The organism is Phaeobacter sp. A36a-5a (genome assembly GCF_037911135.1).
GTDB lineage: Bacteria > Pseudomonadota > Alphaproteobacteria > Rhodobacterales > Rhodobacteraceae > Phaeobacter > Phaeobacter bryozoorum.
In genome coordinates this window covers 36,950-51,972 of sequence record NZ_JBBLYU010000006.1, presented here as the reverse complement: position 1 = coordinate 51,972, position 15,023 = coordinate 36,950, and the positions used below count along the sequence as shown (strand labels likewise).

General features: G+C 63.0%; 11 protein-coding genes. 6 read left to right on the top strand and 5 right to left on the bottom strand.

Features of this window, described 5'->3' with window-relative positions; all coding sequences use genetic code 11:
- Positions 1-99: 99 nt before the first annotated feature.
- Positions 100-1,290: an NO-inducible flavohemoprotein gene (hmpA, locus tag WLQ66_RS18345; protein WP_340547783.1), complete on the bottom strand. Its 1,191-nt coding sequence runs from the start codon at positions 1,288-1,290 to the stop codon at positions 100-102.
- Positions 1,291-1,440: 150 nt separating this feature from the next.
- On the opposite strand from hmpA, the gene WLQ66_RS18340 reads away from it, so the two are divergent.
- The gene (locus WLQ66_RS18340) at positions 1,441-1,890 is read left to right on the top strand and encodes an RrF2 family transcriptional regulator (RefSeq protein WP_340547782.1); all 450 of its coding nucleotides are present in this window, start codon (positions 1,441-1,443) and stop codon (positions 1,888-1,890) included.
- 73 nt (positions 1,891-1,963) lie between these two features.
- Here WLQ66_RS18340 and katG read toward each other — a convergent pair whose 3' ends face one another.
- Positions 1,964-4,132, bottom strand: coding sequence for a catalase/peroxidase HPI (gene katG, locus WLQ66_RS18335; protein WP_340547781.1), 2,169 nt, complete (start codon positions 4,130-4,132; stop codon positions 1,964-1,966).
- 261 nt (positions 4,133-4,393) lie between these two features.
- On the opposite strand from katG, the gene WLQ66_RS18330 reads away from it, so the two are divergent.
- Positions 4,394-5,329, top strand: coding sequence for a hydrogen peroxide-inducible genes activator (locus tag WLQ66_RS18330; protein ID WP_340547780.1), 936 nt, complete (start codon positions 4,394-4,396; stop codon positions 5,327-5,329).
- A gap of 97 nt (positions 5,330-5,426) precedes the next feature.
- Positions 5,427-6,884 carry a multicopper oxidase family protein gene (locus WLQ66_RS18325; RefSeq protein WP_340547779.1) on the top strand — a complete coding sequence of 486 codons (1,458 nt, stop codon included), beginning with the start codon at positions 5,427-5,429 and terminating at the stop codon, positions 6,882-6,884.
- Positions 6,885-6,962: 78 nt separating this feature from the next.
- On the opposite strand, the gene WLQ66_RS18320 is transcribed toward WLQ66_RS18325, so the two are convergent.
- From WLQ66_RS18320 to WLQ66_RS18310, 3 genes are read right to left on the bottom strand one after another with little or no spacing between them, the layout of a single operon-like run.
- Positions 6,963-7,805 carry a DUF1206 domain-containing protein gene (locus tag WLQ66_RS18320; RefSeq protein WP_340547778.1) on the bottom strand — a complete coding sequence of 281 codons (843 nt, stop codon included), beginning with the start codon at positions 7,803-7,805 and terminating at the stop codon, positions 6,963-6,965.
- A 59-nt stretch (positions 7,806-7,864) separates the two neighbouring features.
- The gene (locus WLQ66_RS18315) at positions 7,865-8,062 is read right to left on the bottom strand and encodes a hypothetical protein (protein ID WP_340547777.1); all 198 of its coding nucleotides are present in this window, start codon (positions 8,060-8,062) and stop codon (positions 7,865-7,867) included.
- 57 nt (positions 8,063-8,119) lie between these two features.
- A complete protein-coding gene (locus WLQ66_RS18310) occupies positions 8,120-9,397 on the bottom strand; it encodes a replication initiation protein (protein WP_340547812.1) in 1,278 nt (425 codons plus the stop codon).
- 793 nt (positions 9,398-10,190) lie between these two features.
- Between WLQ66_RS18310 and WLQ66_RS18305 the strand changes: the two genes are divergently transcribed.
- From WLQ66_RS18305 to WLQ66_RS18295, 3 genes are all read left to right on the top strand, one after another.
- Positions 10,191-11,561 (top strand): AAA family ATPase, encoded by a 1,371-nt coding sequence (locus tag WLQ66_RS18305; RefSeq protein WP_340547776.1) that lies wholly within the window; start codon positions 10,191-10,193, stop codon positions 11,559-11,561.
- A 1-nt stretch (position 11,562) separates the two neighbouring features.
- Complete coding sequence (locus WLQ66_RS18300) at positions 11,563-12,645, top strand: ParB/RepB/Spo0J family partition protein (protein WP_340547775.1); 1,083 nt, start codon at positions 11,563-11,565, stop codon at positions 12,643-12,645.
- 182 nt (positions 12,646-12,827) lie between these two features.
- On the top strand, positions 12,828-14,843 hold the full coding sequence (locus tag WLQ66_RS18295; RefSeq protein ID WP_340547774.1) for an ATP-binding protein: 2,016 nt from the start codon (positions 12,828-12,830) through the stop codon (positions 14,841-14,843).
- The last annotated feature ends 180 nt before the right edge of the window (positions 14,844-15,023 follow it).

Here is a 15,023-nt window from a genome sequence, read left to right as displayed (position 1 = left end):
CACGCGACAGGCATCACGCAATATGGCCGCGACAGCTCAACGTCGCGGCCATATCACAGCATGGGTCCGGTCAAGCCCTCAGATGTCGGGCGTCAGGTGTCAGGCGACACCCAGATCTTCCGCCGGACCAAAGAACTCATAATGGATCCGCTCCATATCGACATTCGCCGCCCGCAGACCCGCGATGGCCATCGCCATGAATCCCTTTGGCCCACAGATGTAATAGTCCGAAACGGCGGTATTGGTATTCGCCGCCAGCCAGTCCGGGGTGATCCGCCCTTCCACATCATAACGCGCGGCGGCGCGGTCAGCCTCGCTCGGCGTTTCGAGGAAGATCACACTGCGTTTCGCCAACGATTTGCTCAGCCCCTCCATCGCCAGATTATCGCCATCGACCGCCGCGTGCAGATAGGTGGCGCTGCGATCATTCGCGGCCAGGCTCTCCAGCATGGCGACCATAGGCGTCAGCCCGACACCGGCCGACAGCAGCACCACCTCCGCCTCCGCCTGATCCTTCAGATAGAAATCCCCCGCCGGGGCCGCCACGCGCAGGATGGTGCCCTCCGCCGCGACCTCATGCAGCCAGCCGCTGATCACGCCACCCGGCTCCTGCTTGACCGAGATCCGGTAGTATTCCCCGTTCGGCGCGCAGGAGATCGAATAGTTCCGCCGCGCCTTGCCGGTCTCGGGGCTATCGAAATCAAAGGACAGATATTGCCCCGGCTTGTGCCGCAGCACCGCACCGCCATCCACCGGCCGCAGGACAAAGGATTTGACCGAAGCGCTCTCGCGCAGGATCCCGGTGATGGCAAAATCGCGCCAGCCCTCCCAGCCGCCCTCCGCTGCGGCAATCTCCTCATACATCCTGCTTTCCGCCGCGATCAGCAGATCGGCAAGGAACCAATAGGCGGCCCCCCAGGCGTCCAGCACCTCCGGCGTTGCCGCATCGCCCAGCACCGCCTCGATCGCCCCCAGCAGCGCGGTCGCCACATGGGCGTAATGCGCGGGCTTGATCTGCAGGCTGACATGTTTGTTGACGATCCGCTCCACCACGCCGCTCAGCGCGCCCAGATTGTCGATATTGCGGGCGTAGCCCAGGATCGCATTGGCCAGCGCCGCGTGCTGGCTGGACCCGTTCTGCTGATGTGACTGGTTGAACAGGGCGCGGATTTCCGCATCCGCCAACAGGCGCTCATACATCTGCGCAACGATGGCGCCACCATGGGCCTCCAGCGCGGGAACGGTTGCGGTCACAATCGCCTTGGTCTGCTCTGACAGGGGCTGTGCCATGGGTCTGGTCCTTCTCTGCTTTGGCCGGAACCGGGATATCCGGGTGGCCGTGGTAAAACATTCATTTCAGCTGAATGTATATTTCCGCTATACAAACATTCAACCGAAATGAATATTAAACACCGCAGATGCCGCCACCCGGAGCCCGCAATGAAGCTGAAGCTGAAAACCGACTACGCGCTGAGGCTCCTTATTTTGCTGGGCAGCCGGCCCGAGCAGATGTTCGAGATTGAGACATTGAGCCGCATGCACCAGCTGCCGGTCAGTTCCGTGATGAAGATCATCAGCGAGCTGGTCCGCCACGGCTATATCCGCAGCATCCGGGGCCGGTCGGGCGGGGTGCAGATGAACATGGATCCGGCAGCGATTCGCCTCGGCGATGTGGTGCAGGCGATGGGCGAACCGATGGAGATCGTCGATTGCAGCAGCTGCCTGCTGGTCGGCAACTGCCGCCTCAAAGGGGTGCTCTGCGAGGCAGCACAGGCCTTTGCCGAGGTGCTAATGAAATACCGTCTCAGCGATCTGATCGAGGCCCCTGCCCCGGTGCTTGCACCGCTGCTGGCAACCGAAGGCGGCGCTGCCGGCTCCACCCCGACCTGAGCCATGAAACCCCCCCCCGGCATCAGCTGCCGGACGGGGTCGTTTAGCTCATCATCCGTGAAATCGGATGGGGTCAGTGCAGATCGAACCGGTCGGCGTTCATCACCTTGGTCCAGGCTGCGACGAAATCTCTGACGAATTTGTCGCGGTTGTCATCCTGGGCATAGACCTCGGCATAGGCGCGCAGGATGGAATTGGAGCCGAACACCAGATCCACATTGGTGGCGGTCCATTTCACATCGCCGCTCTGGCGATCCGCGACCTCATAGACCTCATCGCCCGCCGCGCGCCAGACATTGCCCATGTCCAGCAGATTGACGAAGAAATCGGTGCTCAGCACGCCTTCGCGGTCGGTAAAGACCCCATGCTTGCGGCCGCCATGGTTGACCCCCAGCACCCGCAGGCCGCCGATCAGAACCGTCATTTCCTTGGCGGTCAGCCCCATCAGATGGGCCCGATCCAGCATCATCTCCACCGCCGAGGCGGCGAAATCGCCCTGCAACCAGTTGCGGAAAGCATCGTGAACCGGCTCCAGCACCGCAAAAGAGGCAACATCGGTCTGCTCGGCGCTGGCATCGCCACGACCGGGGGCAAAGGGCACCTCGGTGGCGAAACCGGCAGCCTCGGCGGCGGCCTCAATCGCCACAGCTCCCCCCAGAACGATCACATCGGCAAGGCTCGCGCCGCTCTTTTCGGCAATCCCTTCATAGGTTTCCAGCACGCGACCCAGACGCTCCGGCTCATTGCCAACCCAGTCCTTCTGCGGCGCCAGACGGATCCGGGCGCCATTGGCCCCACCGCGCAGGTCAGATCCACGGAAGGTCCGCGCGCTGTCCCAGGCGGTGGCGATCATATCGGCCTGCGACAGGCCGCAATCGCGCAGCAGCTGCCTGGTCGCGGCCACATCATAGCCGGTGCTGCCTGCGGGGATATTGTCCTGCCAGATCAGATCCTCCTGCGGCGCCTCCGGGCCGATATACCGGTTGCGCGGCCCCATATCGCGGTGCAGCAGCTTGAACCAGGCGCGGGCAAAGACATCCGCGAAATAGGCCGGATCCTTGTAGAACCGTTCGGAGATCTTGCGGTATTCCGGGTCCTTGATCATCGCCATATCCGCATCGGTCATGATCGGGTTGTGACGGATCGAGGGATCCTCCACATCCACCGGCTTGTCCTCTTCCTTGATGTTGACCGGCTCCCACTGCCAGGCGCCTGCCGGGCTTTTCTTCAGCTCCCAGTCGTAGGTGAACAGCAGGTAGAAATAGCCGTTGTCCCATTTGGTCGGATTGGTGGTCCAGGCGCCTTCGATGCCGCTGGACATGGTGTCGCGCCCATGGCCGGTGCCGTTGCTGTTGCTCCAGCCCAGACCCTGTTCGATCAGGCTGCCGCCTTCGGGATCATTGCCAATCGCATCGGCGCGGCCATTGCCATGCGCCTTGCCGATGGTGTGGCCCCCTGCGGTCAGCGCCACGGTTTCCTCGTCGTTCATCGCCATGCGTTCAAAGGTGATCCGCACATCCTGCGCCGTGCGCAGCGGATCCGGTTCGCCGCCGACACCTTCGGGGTTCACATAGATCAGGCCCATCTGTACGGCCGCCAGCGGATTGGCAAGCGAGTCACGATCCGCGCCATCCTCATAGCGCCCTGCGGCCAGCCATTCCTTTTCCGCGCCCCAGTAGACGTCTTTCTCCGGCGACCAGATATCCTCGCGGCCAAAGGAGAAACCATAGGTCGGCAAGCCAACGGACTCATAAGCAATATTGCCCGCCAGTGCGATCAGATCGGCCCAGGACAGGCTGTTGCCGTATTTCTGTTTGATCGGCCACAGCAGACGGCGCGCCTTGTCCAGATTGACATTGTCCGGCCAGGAGTTCAGCGGTGCAAAGCGCTGGTTGCCGGTGGTCGCCCCACCCCGGCCATCCGCCGCGCGGTAGGTGCCCGCCGAATGCCAGGCCATCCGCACCATCAGACCCGCATAGGTGCCCCAATCGGCGGGCCACCAGCTCTGGCTGTCGGTCATCAGCGCCGTCAGATCCGCCTTCAGCGCCTCAACATCCAGGGATTTCACCGCCTCGCGGTAGTCGAACCCCTCGGGCATCGGGTCGGTCTTGCGGTCGTGCTGGTGCAGGATGTCGAGGTTCAGCGCATTGGGCCACCAATCTGCCACACCGGCGCTGGTGTTGGTGTTGCTTCCGTGCAGAACCGGGCATTTTCCGCCTGTGTTTCCGTCACCTTGCTGCATGTTGTCTCTCCTGGGTCTTGGGTCATGACGCGCCGGCATTCCTCCCTGACAATACGCCGGGACCGGGCCTCTCCGGGCAAAGGCTAGCAGTGGATCGTGATTATAAGAAATGATAAATTAGGATTTCTTATATAGGAAATAGCTATCAGAAATTCTCCGTCCCCTGCTGTCGCCCACCCTAGCACATGCCACCTGAGTCGGGGCGAGAACCTGATCGGCACAGCTTGCCTGCCTGCGTAAAACCGGATTAAAAAACGCAAGATGATAGACGCCCCCTATAACACCAGCCTCACCCTGCGACAGCTGCGCTTCCTTGTGGCGGTTGCGGATGAGCTGAACTTTTCCCGCGCCGCCGCCAGATGCTTTGTCAGCCAGCCGACGCTCAGCGTCGGCCTGCGGGAGCTGGAAGAGCGGCTCGGCGTCACCCTGGCAGAGCGCACCAAACGCTCGGTCATCCTCACCCCGGTCGGCGCCCAGATTGCCGAACGCGCCCGCAAGCTGTTGCAGGACAGCCGCGAGATCGAGGAGCTTGCCGCCGCTCAGGCCCGACCCGAAGGCGGCACCCTGCGGATGGGCGCAATCCCCACCATCGGTCCCTTCCTGATCCCCCGCGCCATGCCTGCGCTGAAATCCAGCTTTCCCGATCTGCAACTCTACCTGCGCGAGGAACTGACCGGCCAGCTGCTGGAAGGCGTCCACAGCGGGCGGCTGGATCTGGTGATCTATGCCGAACCCTATGCCGCCTCCGGGCTGGAAACCCTGCATCTGTTCGACGACGGCTATCACCTTGCCGCGCCGCCGCCCGCCTCTGACCTCAGCGCCGGGGCCGACACCGCCCTTCGCGGGGCCGATCTGGACGGGCGACAGCTGCTGTTGCTCGAACAGGGCCATTGTCTGCATCATCACGCGCTCAGCGCCTTTCCCGATCGCGATATCCAGCGCGACGACAGTTTTGCCGCCACCTCGCTCTCCACCCTGATCTCCATGGTGAGCGAGGGGCTGGGGATCACCCTGCTGCCCGATCTCGCGGTCGATGCCGGGGTTGCGGCGGGACAGGATGTGGTGATGACGCCGCTTGCCGATGCCTGCCCGCGCCGGGTGACCCTCGGCTGGCGGCCAACCAGCGTGCGCGCCGATCTGTTCCGCAAGATCGGCACCGTCCTGCGGCAGGCCCGCGGCTCGCTGACCGGCACATAGAGGGCGGGTAATTCCGCCGCAGCCCTGTCGCCGGATCTTACACCCGCCAGCCAAACCCGCTAGCCTGCCCGCAGCCTCTCCCGCAACCGGTAGAACCATGACCGCAGACAGACCTTCGCCCCGCCTGAGCCGCCGCCGCGCGCTGCAATTGACAGGGGCCGCCGGGATGCTGGCGCCACTGGGGCTGGCGGGCGCACAGCTCACCACCCCGGCCAGGGCGCGGGCCAGCGCCCAACCCACGGCGGTGCCTCTGCCGATCCACATCCAGCGCGCCCGCTATACCATCGCCGATCAGCCCACTGATGACCTGATCTCGACCCGCCCTGACGGGCCGCCGCCGGTCATCCGCATTAAACAGGGTCAGCCCTTTGCCGCGCGGGTCACCAATGCCCTGCCCGATTACACGGCAATGCACTGGCACGGCATCCGGCTGGACAATGCCATGGACGGGGTGCCCTATCTGACGCAGTTCCCCATCGGCGAGGGGGAGAGTTTCGACTACCACTTCACCCCGATGGATGCCGGCACCTATTGGTATCACCCGCATTGCATGACGATGAACCAGATGGCCATGGGGCTGACCGGCGTGCTGGTGGTGGAAGAGGCCGAAGACCCCGGATTTGACGCCGATATTGCCCTGAACCTGCGCGATTTCCGACTGCGCCCCAATGGCGAATGGCTGAAGCTGTGGACTGCGCGCGGGGCGGCGCGGGCGGGCACCTTTGGCACCATCATAACCGCCAATTGGGACAGCGACCCGACCTATGAGGCCCCCACCGGCGGGCTGGCGCGGCTGCGGCTTGCGGCCACCGATACCACGCGGATCTACAAACCCTTTGTGCTGGGTGCCTCCGGTCAGGTGATTGCCGCCGATGGTCACCCGCTGCGCGAGGCCATCGACTGGCCCACCGATAAGGCCCCTGCCCTGCTGTCACCCGGCCAACGTCTGGATATCGCGGTGCAGATGCCCCGCATCGAAGGCGCCTATGTCGATGTGATGACCGACTTTCCCGGCGGACCCCGCCGTCTGGCCCGGATCCGCGCCACCGGTCCCAGCCTTGGCCGCGATCTGGCCGAGCTGTCGCCGCTGCCCGCCAATGACGTGCCTGAGCCGGATCTGACCAAAGCGCGCACCGAGGATCTGGTTTTTGGCTGGACGCCCGAAGGCGGCGCGCAGGAGAACGGTTATTGCGGCTCGCTGGGCTATAGCTTCTGGTCGATCAACCGCAAACCCTGGCCCGGTGACGCTGCCGATCCCGACACCCCCGGCGCCGCCCCGCTGCTGGTGCTCAACCGCGGCGAAAGCGTGATCCTGCGGCTGCGCAATGAAAGCCCCAACGCCCATCCGATCCACCTGCACGGTCTGGTGTTCCGCCCGCTGCGGTCGAACCGGCGCAGCCTGCCGTCCAACTGGACCGATACCGCGCTGCTGCTGAAGGATGAAATCATCGAGGTGGCACTGGTGGCCGACAATCCCGGCGACTGGGCGTTTCACTGCCATGTGATCGAACATCAGAAAACCGGGCTGGCGGGCTATATCCGCGTGCTGGCCTGACCTCCCGGCTCCGCCCCTGCGCCGAGAGGCACGCGCCGGTGTGGTGCGGTCGCCTGATCGCTTGGTCGGGGAACCGCCTCAGCCGTTCAGCAATTGCCGCAGCGACGGCGTGCCGGAGGCATCGGCCCGTGGCACGATCCGGTAGCGCGCGTTGACAAAGCAGAACAGGCCAAACCCCAGAAGACCAAGGCAGAGGGCAATCACCAGCGCCTGACCATAGGCTTTGGATTGCAGCCAGTCAAAGGCCGACCCCAGACCACCCGCCTCGCTGCGGGAGGAATAGGTGGCGGCCTGTACGATCAGCAGGCCGATGATGCCCACTGCAACCCCCTGCCCGGCCAGCCCGATGCGCAGCGCCATGTTCAGATGGCGGGTGACCGGGTTGCCCTGTAGGTGGTCAAGGTAGCCCTGCGTCCAGGCCTTGTGCAGATAGTAGAAGCCGACGGCGATGGTGATCACCCCGATGATCCCCGCCGCCAGCTGACCCATCGGAGAGGCAAACAGCTGCTGTACGACGCCAGTGTCGCCACCGCCCCGGCTGACCCCAACCGCAACAATGATGGCAAGCGCGGCCAGCCCCAGATGCACCAAACCGGTGATGATCATCCCGGCCCTTGCCACCACTCCTTTGAGGTCGCTGCCATAATCTTCAAGATCCCAGATCCCGTCCACGGCCCTCCAGATGGCATAGGCCAGCATCGCCAGCGCGATCACCAGCAGCACCGCGATGCCCCAGCCGCTGCGAAACCGCTGCATCGTCTCGGCGGTGCCCTCCGCCTCTCCGCCATTTAGGATCGACCAGAGCGACAGCCCCGCAACCAGCAGGTAGACCAGCCCGCGCCCGGCGTAGCCCGCCCGCATGATCGGCACGGCCCAGGCGAAATCACGGGCGGAATGATCGGTGGTGCGGTCTGCGGACATGGCGAGGGTTCCTGACTATGGTGCCTGCGGCATGGCAGGTGAAAAATGACAGCGGGCGGTCACGACCCCGGTGCGGCGGGTCGAACAAACGGCGCGACAGATCCGACCGGTGCAGGATCCAGCGCCTGCGCTCCGCCCGCGCGGGCCGGTTGGGTCAGCATCGACAGCAGGATCAGGGCGGCAAGACCCGACAGCAGGACCGCCAGCAGCGTCCGCAGCAGGCTCAGCGCAAAGGGGTTGAATAGAAAATAGACCATGCCGGACCAACGCGGCAGACCGCTGTTGGTTCCCTTGCGCCCCCTGCCGGGACCGCGCTAGCTGTCGAAGGCCTCCGGCTCCAGCTCACGCCAGAAGGCGATGATGGCCGCAGCATTGAGCGCCGAGCGCCAGCCATGCTGACGGAAATGCTCGCGGTCCAGATCGCTCTCCAGCCGCGACAGGAACAGCCGTTTGTCTGCGTCACGCTGGGTCGGGTTTCGCCGCGAAACCAGCGCCTCGACAGTTTCCAGATGCCGCGCCCGGTCCCGGCGGGCTGCGGCGCGGGCGTCAAAGGCGGCGGCCTCTGCGGCGGCCTCCGCCTCGCGTGCCAGACGGGCCTCGCGGATGCGGGCCTCCTCCTCGGCTGTGATCGGCGGCGGGGTTCCGGCCTCTGGTGTCGCGCTGTAATCGCCGTCAATCGCCGCACGCAGATAGCCAAGCCGCGATTTCACCGCCCCCTGCCCGGCCACGTAATCCAGTTTCTGCTGAACGTAATCCGGCCCGTGTTCGGTGATCCACTGCCGCGCCAGACGGTCCGACACGCCCTGCCCGCGCAGCGCCCTATAGACCGGTTGCTGGCGCAGCCCGTCGCTGTCGTCGATCTGGAACATCGCCATCTGCGGATTTTCACGGATCAGGAAACGGATTTCGCTGACCGCGCGGCCTTTCTTGCGGGTCTGCGGCTCGATGATGATGTCGGAGGATTTATTGACCTCGGCCACCGCCGGTTTGATGATCTTGGCGTTGAGATGTTTGAAACTCTCGTAATAGGCGGAGCCATCCACCCCCATCAGCTTGCGAAAGATATCGAGCCCCCACCAGCCGGTCGATCCGGTGCGCACAAAACGATAGCAGTTTTCATAAAGCGCCAGCCCGTGACCGGAGCTGAAATTGCGCTGAATCTTGACGTTGATCAGGGCAAAGATCTTGGGGTCGTGCAGTTTCTTGGCCAGCTCCGGCGAATAGGCATATTCGCAGATCCCATTCTTCAGCTTGGCAAAGCTGAGCAGTGAGGAGACGCCCCATTCCTGATGGCCCTGTTCGTCCAGCATGTCCCATTCGGCAACGGTTTCGGCCAGCGCCCGCAGGCTGGCGCGCAGACTGTCGATATCGTTGGAATTATACCCCACCATCATCGCCAAGGTGCGCGCGTCGATGGTATGGCTGCGCGCCGAGGTCAGCGTGTCATAGGCATTGAGCAGCAGCACATTCGACAGCTTGCGCTGCAACAGCGTCAGCTTGCCGCTGATATGGATCGCGGCGACATTCTTCTTGACCGTTTCGCGGGTCAACGCGCCGGTCAGCCGCTCTGTGTCAAAGCCGGGCTCTGCCATGGAATCACTGCCTGTCATCATGGGCCTCAATTGCGCCATACCCTGCCACAAAAGGAACCTATGCGACAACCGCACATGGGTTCCTTTGTTATTGGGTCGGCCGACATTTGTCTTTGGCACCGGTTCCGGGCAGCGGCCACCGCCACGCCGAAAGGGACCCGTTCACGGGATCAATCGTGGCAAATGACGCCCTGTTGCGAATCGCGGCGATGCCCCATGATCGCATGATCCGACCCACCGTTGCGCCGCAGAGGCCCAGAGCGCGCGCTGGGGGCGCAACAGGAATTTCCGCCAATCAGTGTCAAAAATGGCGCAACAGGCTCTGTTTTATGGCTGTCATTCGGTCTAGCATCGGGCTGGCAACACCTCTGACACCGGACTGCCGATGTGCAGCGCCATCCTGAGAATCGGCGCCTTTTGCCCCGCTTTCAGGCGCCTGTTATCCCGCATACGGGTGCCTTTCATCCCGTGTCCAGGTGCCTCTTGTACCGGATGCGGGTCCCCAAACTGGGGTAACTGACTGTAATTGAATGTTAAACCGGAACCAAAGACTCTAAAGATTCTAAAAAATATAAACGTTTAGCTGTCATCTATTTTTGAGTTTTCCAAGGAAAAGCCGAACGTTTCGCGGCGAAACCGGGCGGAGGTGAATTGAAGCACCTGCAAAAATTGCCCTTGCGGGTCCATATGACCTAGGCAGCCTGCAAGATGTTCCCTATTCTCTGGCATATAAGCGCAAATAGAAAACACGCGCGATAACACGCATCCACATGCACCGAGATCGAGCCGCAACATGACATCGCCTCCCCTGCCCCCGTATTTCAATCTGGATCCCAAACAGGCCGCCGCCAAACTGCCGGATCCGATCCAGACCACACGGTTCGCCAAGGCCGCCGCCATGTGCACCAAAGGGCGCGAGGATCTGGCCCGGCGCGGCTATGCGCCCGACGGCGAAAAACGGCTGCGTAAATTCTCCACCTGGGAGATCACCCGCTATCTGATCCCGGTCGCGCCACAGCATCTGCGCCGGGTGTTGAAGAACCACCCCGACCTGCCGCAGGGCGAGGGTGAAGGCGGCTCCAAATGGTTCACTCTGGAGGAGGTGCTGGCGCTGCGGCGGCATTTTGCCTCCGAAGGGATCTCGACCAAGGAATATCTGCCCTACCGGCCCAAGGGCGTGCCGGCCAAGGTGACGGCGGTAGCCAATTTCAAAGGCGGCGTTGGCAAGACCTCGACGGCGGCGCATCTGGCGATGTCGGCTGCGCTGGATGGCTACAAGGTGCTGGTCATTGATCTGGACAGCCAGGGGTCGATGACCTCAATCCTTGGCGGCAAGGTTGAGGACGAATGGTCCACCGTCTTTCCGCTGATCGCCAAGGATTACGCCAAATCCGTGGTTGCGGAAAACGCCGTGCGCGCCGCCGCCGGAGAGCCGGAACTGCCGCTGGATGAGACATTGAACGAGGCGCTGCGGGTTTCGTCGCGAAACGTCATCCAGAAAACCCATTGGTCGAATATTGATCTGATCGGCGCGCAGCTGAACCTGTATTGGGCGGAATTCCAGATTCCGGTCTGGCGCATGGGGCTGCGCAGCTGGCCGCTGTGGGATGCGCTGAGCAACTTCCTCGAGCAGGAGGGCATTCTGGACGATTACGATATCGTCTTCCTCGATACACCTCCGGCGCTTGGCTATCTGACCATCAACGCGCTGGCGGCGGCGGATATCCTGCTGGTGCCGCTGGGGGCATCGTTTCTGGAGTTCGACTCTACGGGGCGGTTTTTCGACATGCTCTATTCCACCTTCGCCTCCATCGAGGAGGGCGAGAATATGGCACAGCGCGCGGCGGGTTTGCCGGAAATTAAATTTGAATGGGACGTAGTAAGGGCGCTGATCACGCGCTTTGACGCCAGTCAGCAGACGGACATGGCGAATGTGATCCAAGCCTATTTCGGAGATTTCATGAACGCCTACCGTCAGGATGTCACCGCCCTTGTTGGGCAGGCGGGAGAACAGGTGAATGGGATCTACGAAGCAGACTATCGCGACTTCAACCGCGATACCTATGTACGCGGTCGCGAAACCTTTGATCGGACCTATGCGGAGTTCAAGGAGCTGCTCATCGGCAGCTGGTGGCGTGACACCCAGATGGAAGAGGCGGAGTAACATGGCAAAACGCAGACGGCTGAGCGCCCCCGACGCGTCCGAAATCGAAGCCATCGAGGAAGGTTTCGCCGCGAAACCCGGCATCAACCCCTTTGACCCGGCGCCCGGTGGCGTCCCGGCCAGCGCGCCGCCGATTGCCAAGGTCTCGGCCGAGGCGGCACAGCTGCGCGGGATGGCGGCGGTGGCGGACCGGGTCGAGATGGCCCGCGACAAGGCAGACGCCGAACGCTGGCGCGCGGCTGAGACTGCCGGGGAAACCGTGCTGCGCATTCCGCTGGCAGAGATTGACCGCGACTATCTGCGCCGCGACCGGATGCAGATCGACGAGGAGGAGCTGGACGAGCTGATCAGTTCTATCCGCGCCCATGGTCTGCGCAGCCCGGTTGAGGTGATCGCGCTGGACGATGGCTTTGGTCTGGTGTCGGGCTTTCGCCGTCTGGAAGCCTATGCACGGCTGAACCGGAGCGAAGACGGGTTTGCCGAGATCCCCGCGTTTCTGCGGCGAGGCGCGGACAGTGCGGGCGCCTATGTGGCGATGATCGAGGAAAACGAGCTGCGCGCCAATCTGACGCCCTATGAACGCGGGCGCATTGCGGTGCTGGTGGCGGGGCAGGGGGTGTTTGCCTCGGTTGAGGCGGCGGTTGAGGCGCTGTTTGCGGCGGCGTCAAAGGCGAAACGCTCCAAGGTGCGCAGCTTTGCCGCCGTGCATGAGGGGCTGGGCGATCTGCTGCGCTATCCCAATGCGCTGTCGGAGAAGGCCGGGCTGAAACTGGCGGCGGCGCTGCGGTCGGGCGGGCAGGGTGCCCTGCGTGCCGCGCTGGCCGGGGCGGATCCGGCGGATGAGCGGGCGGAATGGCGGCTTCTGGAAACCGCGCTGTCGGATATGGACCCGGTGGCGGAGGCCAAGCCGCGTGGCGGACGCCCCCGGCAGGTCACCCGGCTGGCCGCGCGGCGGCTGCAATCGGGAGGGGACCTGTCGGCTGAGGTGGCGCCGACGGCGGTGCGAATCGACCTCAAGGGCCGCAGCCTCGACCCCGCGCAGGTGGAGGCTTTGCTGGCATTGATCGAGGATACCCTGGACTGAGGGCTGCCCGGAATGGCCGCTCACCCGTCTGTTCTGTTCGCCCCAGCTGTCGACCTCGGCGGCTGGGGTGCTTTTTACGGGGATTAATGGGTAAAACTGTAGGTACCGTCCCGTTTTAACGATAGGTTCAGACATTTTTGGCCAGATGGGTGGCTTGAGGGGTATGCACAGCGGGACGGCACTTGCAGGTACTATTTACATTCACGATGCGGCGCCTGGCGGTATTGCTGTTCTTTGCTCTCGTCGGTGTTCCGACTTTGGCCAGCATGGGGCAGGCCGAACCGATCCGGATGACCTATGAGGAATACCCGCCCTATTCCTTTACCGATATTGACGGATATCCAAAGGGCGTGTCGATCGACCTGATGCGGCATATCGCCAGCGCGGCGGGGCGGGAGGTCGTGTTTCAGCCCAACACAAACCCGGCCGGTATGCTGGATGAGCTGCGTCTGGGCCGGGCGGATGTGACATCGCTTCTGGCGCTGACGCCGGAGCGTTTGAGCGCCGGGCTGGCCACGCGCACGCTTGGATCGTTTGAGATGCGGGCCTTTGTCCGCAAGAGCGATCAGATCTACGAGCTGGATGATCTCGCTGGAATGGATATCGGCGTGGTCAGCGGCAGTTTCGCCGTTGACGGTGCCCGCCAGATCCCCTTCACCGAGATGGTCGAATTTGCCTCGATGGACACCCAGATCCTGCCGTTTCTGACCGGTGAGATTGATGTGGTGGTGTCAGGCCACAACAGTTTCCTGCGGCGGCTGCGTATGGCTGAGGTTGACGACCATGTCCGGGTGCTGTCACCGCCGCTGGTCAGCAGCCCCTATGGGTTCCTGGTGGCGCCGGGGCAGGAGGCGCTGCGCGATGAGCTGGACGCCGCCATCGCCGCAAGTGTTGACGCCAACTTGCTGCGCGATCTGGACAAGAAATGGTTTGGCCAGTCGCGCACGATCTGGGACAATATTCTGGTGCGCTGGGGCCTGCTGATCGGTGCCGTTCTGGTGGCGGTCATCCTGACGCTGGGCTATTGGTTCCATTATTATCGCAACAAATCCAATAAGTTGCTGAGGGATCGCGCTGGCGACCAACTGCTGGTTGAGGCGCTGGATGAGGTGGCTGCGGCCATCGTGATCTATGATCACAACCTGCGGGCGGTGCATTGGAACCATGGGTTTGAACTGATCTTTCCCGGCATGGTGGCGGCCCTGAAAAAGGGCGCGACGATGCAGCAGATGATCATTAAATCCTATATGGATGGCACCATCGAAAACCCCTACACCGATGCGCAGATTGTATCCCTTGTTGATCAGATTGTTGAGGATCTGCAGCGCGGAAGATCCGAGCCACGGACAGTGCGCGCGACGGATGGCCGGGTGTTTCAGGCCCGTGATGTCAAGCTGGGGCCCCGGCATTTTGCCTCCCTGCGGGTGGATGTGACCCGCTTGCAGGAACAGCAGGATCTGATTGCCGCGCAGGCCCGGTCGCTGGAGGTGGTCAATGAGGATCTGCGCACCTTCTCCGCCATTGCGGCACATGATCTGAAGGCGCCTTTGTTCAGCCTGCTCAACCTGATTGATTTCGTGGCCGAGGACATGCAGGAAGCCGGGATAGATCTGCCCGACGGCGTCCGCTCCAACTGGGTTGAAATGGAACGCCTGTCGCAGCGGATGATGCAGCTGGTGCAGGATCTGCTGGTCTATTCCACCACCCATAGCGAGAGCCATCAGGCGGAGGTGATCGAGCCATCGCAGCGCCTGCATGAGGTGCTGGAACTGGCCGGACCGCGCGCCGGTTTCGAGGTGATCATCGAAGCGGGGATGCCGGAACTACAGGTCAATCCGATCGCCTTTGACATGGTGATGCGCAACCTGATCGCCAACGCCTTTCAGCATCACGACCGGGAACGCGGCCATGTGGTGCTGAGCGCGAAAACCGGTCCCGATGCGGTGACGATCTCGGTGCGCGACGATGGCCCGGGCATCCCGGAGGAACACCGCGAGCGGATCTTTGCCCCGTTCCACCGGCTGTCCTCCTCGACCGAAGGCAGCGGGCTGGGGCTGGCGTTTATCAAGAAAACCGTGGAGAGCTGGGGCGGAACCGTGCAGGTTTCGGCGGCCCAGCCTCGTGGTGCGGTCTTTGAGGTGAGTTTTCCTCGCCCCCTCGCGAAGGGTGGCGCCGCGCCGAAGCAGCTTGTCGGCTAGACCTGTTCCTGGCCAGCTGCGCGCTTGGGGTTCATAAATTCAGGCTCTAACAAAGGCATTACAGACCAATCCCTGCGGTTGCATTGACTCTTCTTCCGCGGGCTGGCTACACACGGGCTGACACCTGATCGGCCCGGCCTGCGTGCGGCGGCTGCATTAAGGACAAAATTGGGACAAAAC

Coding starts and splice junctions, on each gene's coding strand:
- WLQ66_RS18300 (WP_340547775.1), top strand. CDS start 11,563: ATGGCAAAACGCAGACGGCTGAGCGCCCCCGACGCGTCCGAAATCGAA.
- WLQ66_RS18325 (WP_340547779.1), top strand. CDS start 5,427: ATGACCGCAGACAGACCTTCGCCCCGCCTGAGCCGCCGCCGCGCGCTG.
- WLQ66_RS18340 (WP_340547782.1), top strand. CDS start 1,441: ATGAAGCTGAAGCTGAAAACCGACTACGCGCTGAGGCTCCTTATTTTG.
- katG (WP_340547781.1), bottom strand. CDS start 4,132: ATGCAGCAAGGTGACGGAAACACAGGCGGAAAATGCCCGGTTCTGCAC.
- WLQ66_RS18330 (WP_340547780.1), top strand. CDS start 4,394: ATGATAGACGCCCCCTATAACACCAGCCTCACCCTGCGACAGCTGCGC.
- WLQ66_RS18320 (WP_340547778.1), bottom strand. CDS start 7,805: ATGTCCGCAGACCGCACCACCGATCATTCCGCCCGTGATTTCGCCTGG.
- hmpA (WP_340547783.1), bottom strand. CDS start 1,290: ATGGCACAGCCCCTGTCAGAGCAGACCAAGGCGATTGTGACCGCAACC.
- WLQ66_RS18315 (WP_340547777.1), bottom strand. CDS start 8,062: ATGGTCTATTTTCTATTCAACCCCTTTGCGCTGAGCCTGCTGCGGACG.
- WLQ66_RS18310 (WP_340547812.1), bottom strand. CDS start 9,397: ATGGCAGAGCCCGGCTTTGACACAGAGCGGCTGACCGGCGCGTTGACC.
- WLQ66_RS18305 (WP_340547776.1), top strand. CDS start 10,191: ATGACATCGCCTCCCCTGCCCCCGTATTTCAATCTGGATCCCAAACAG.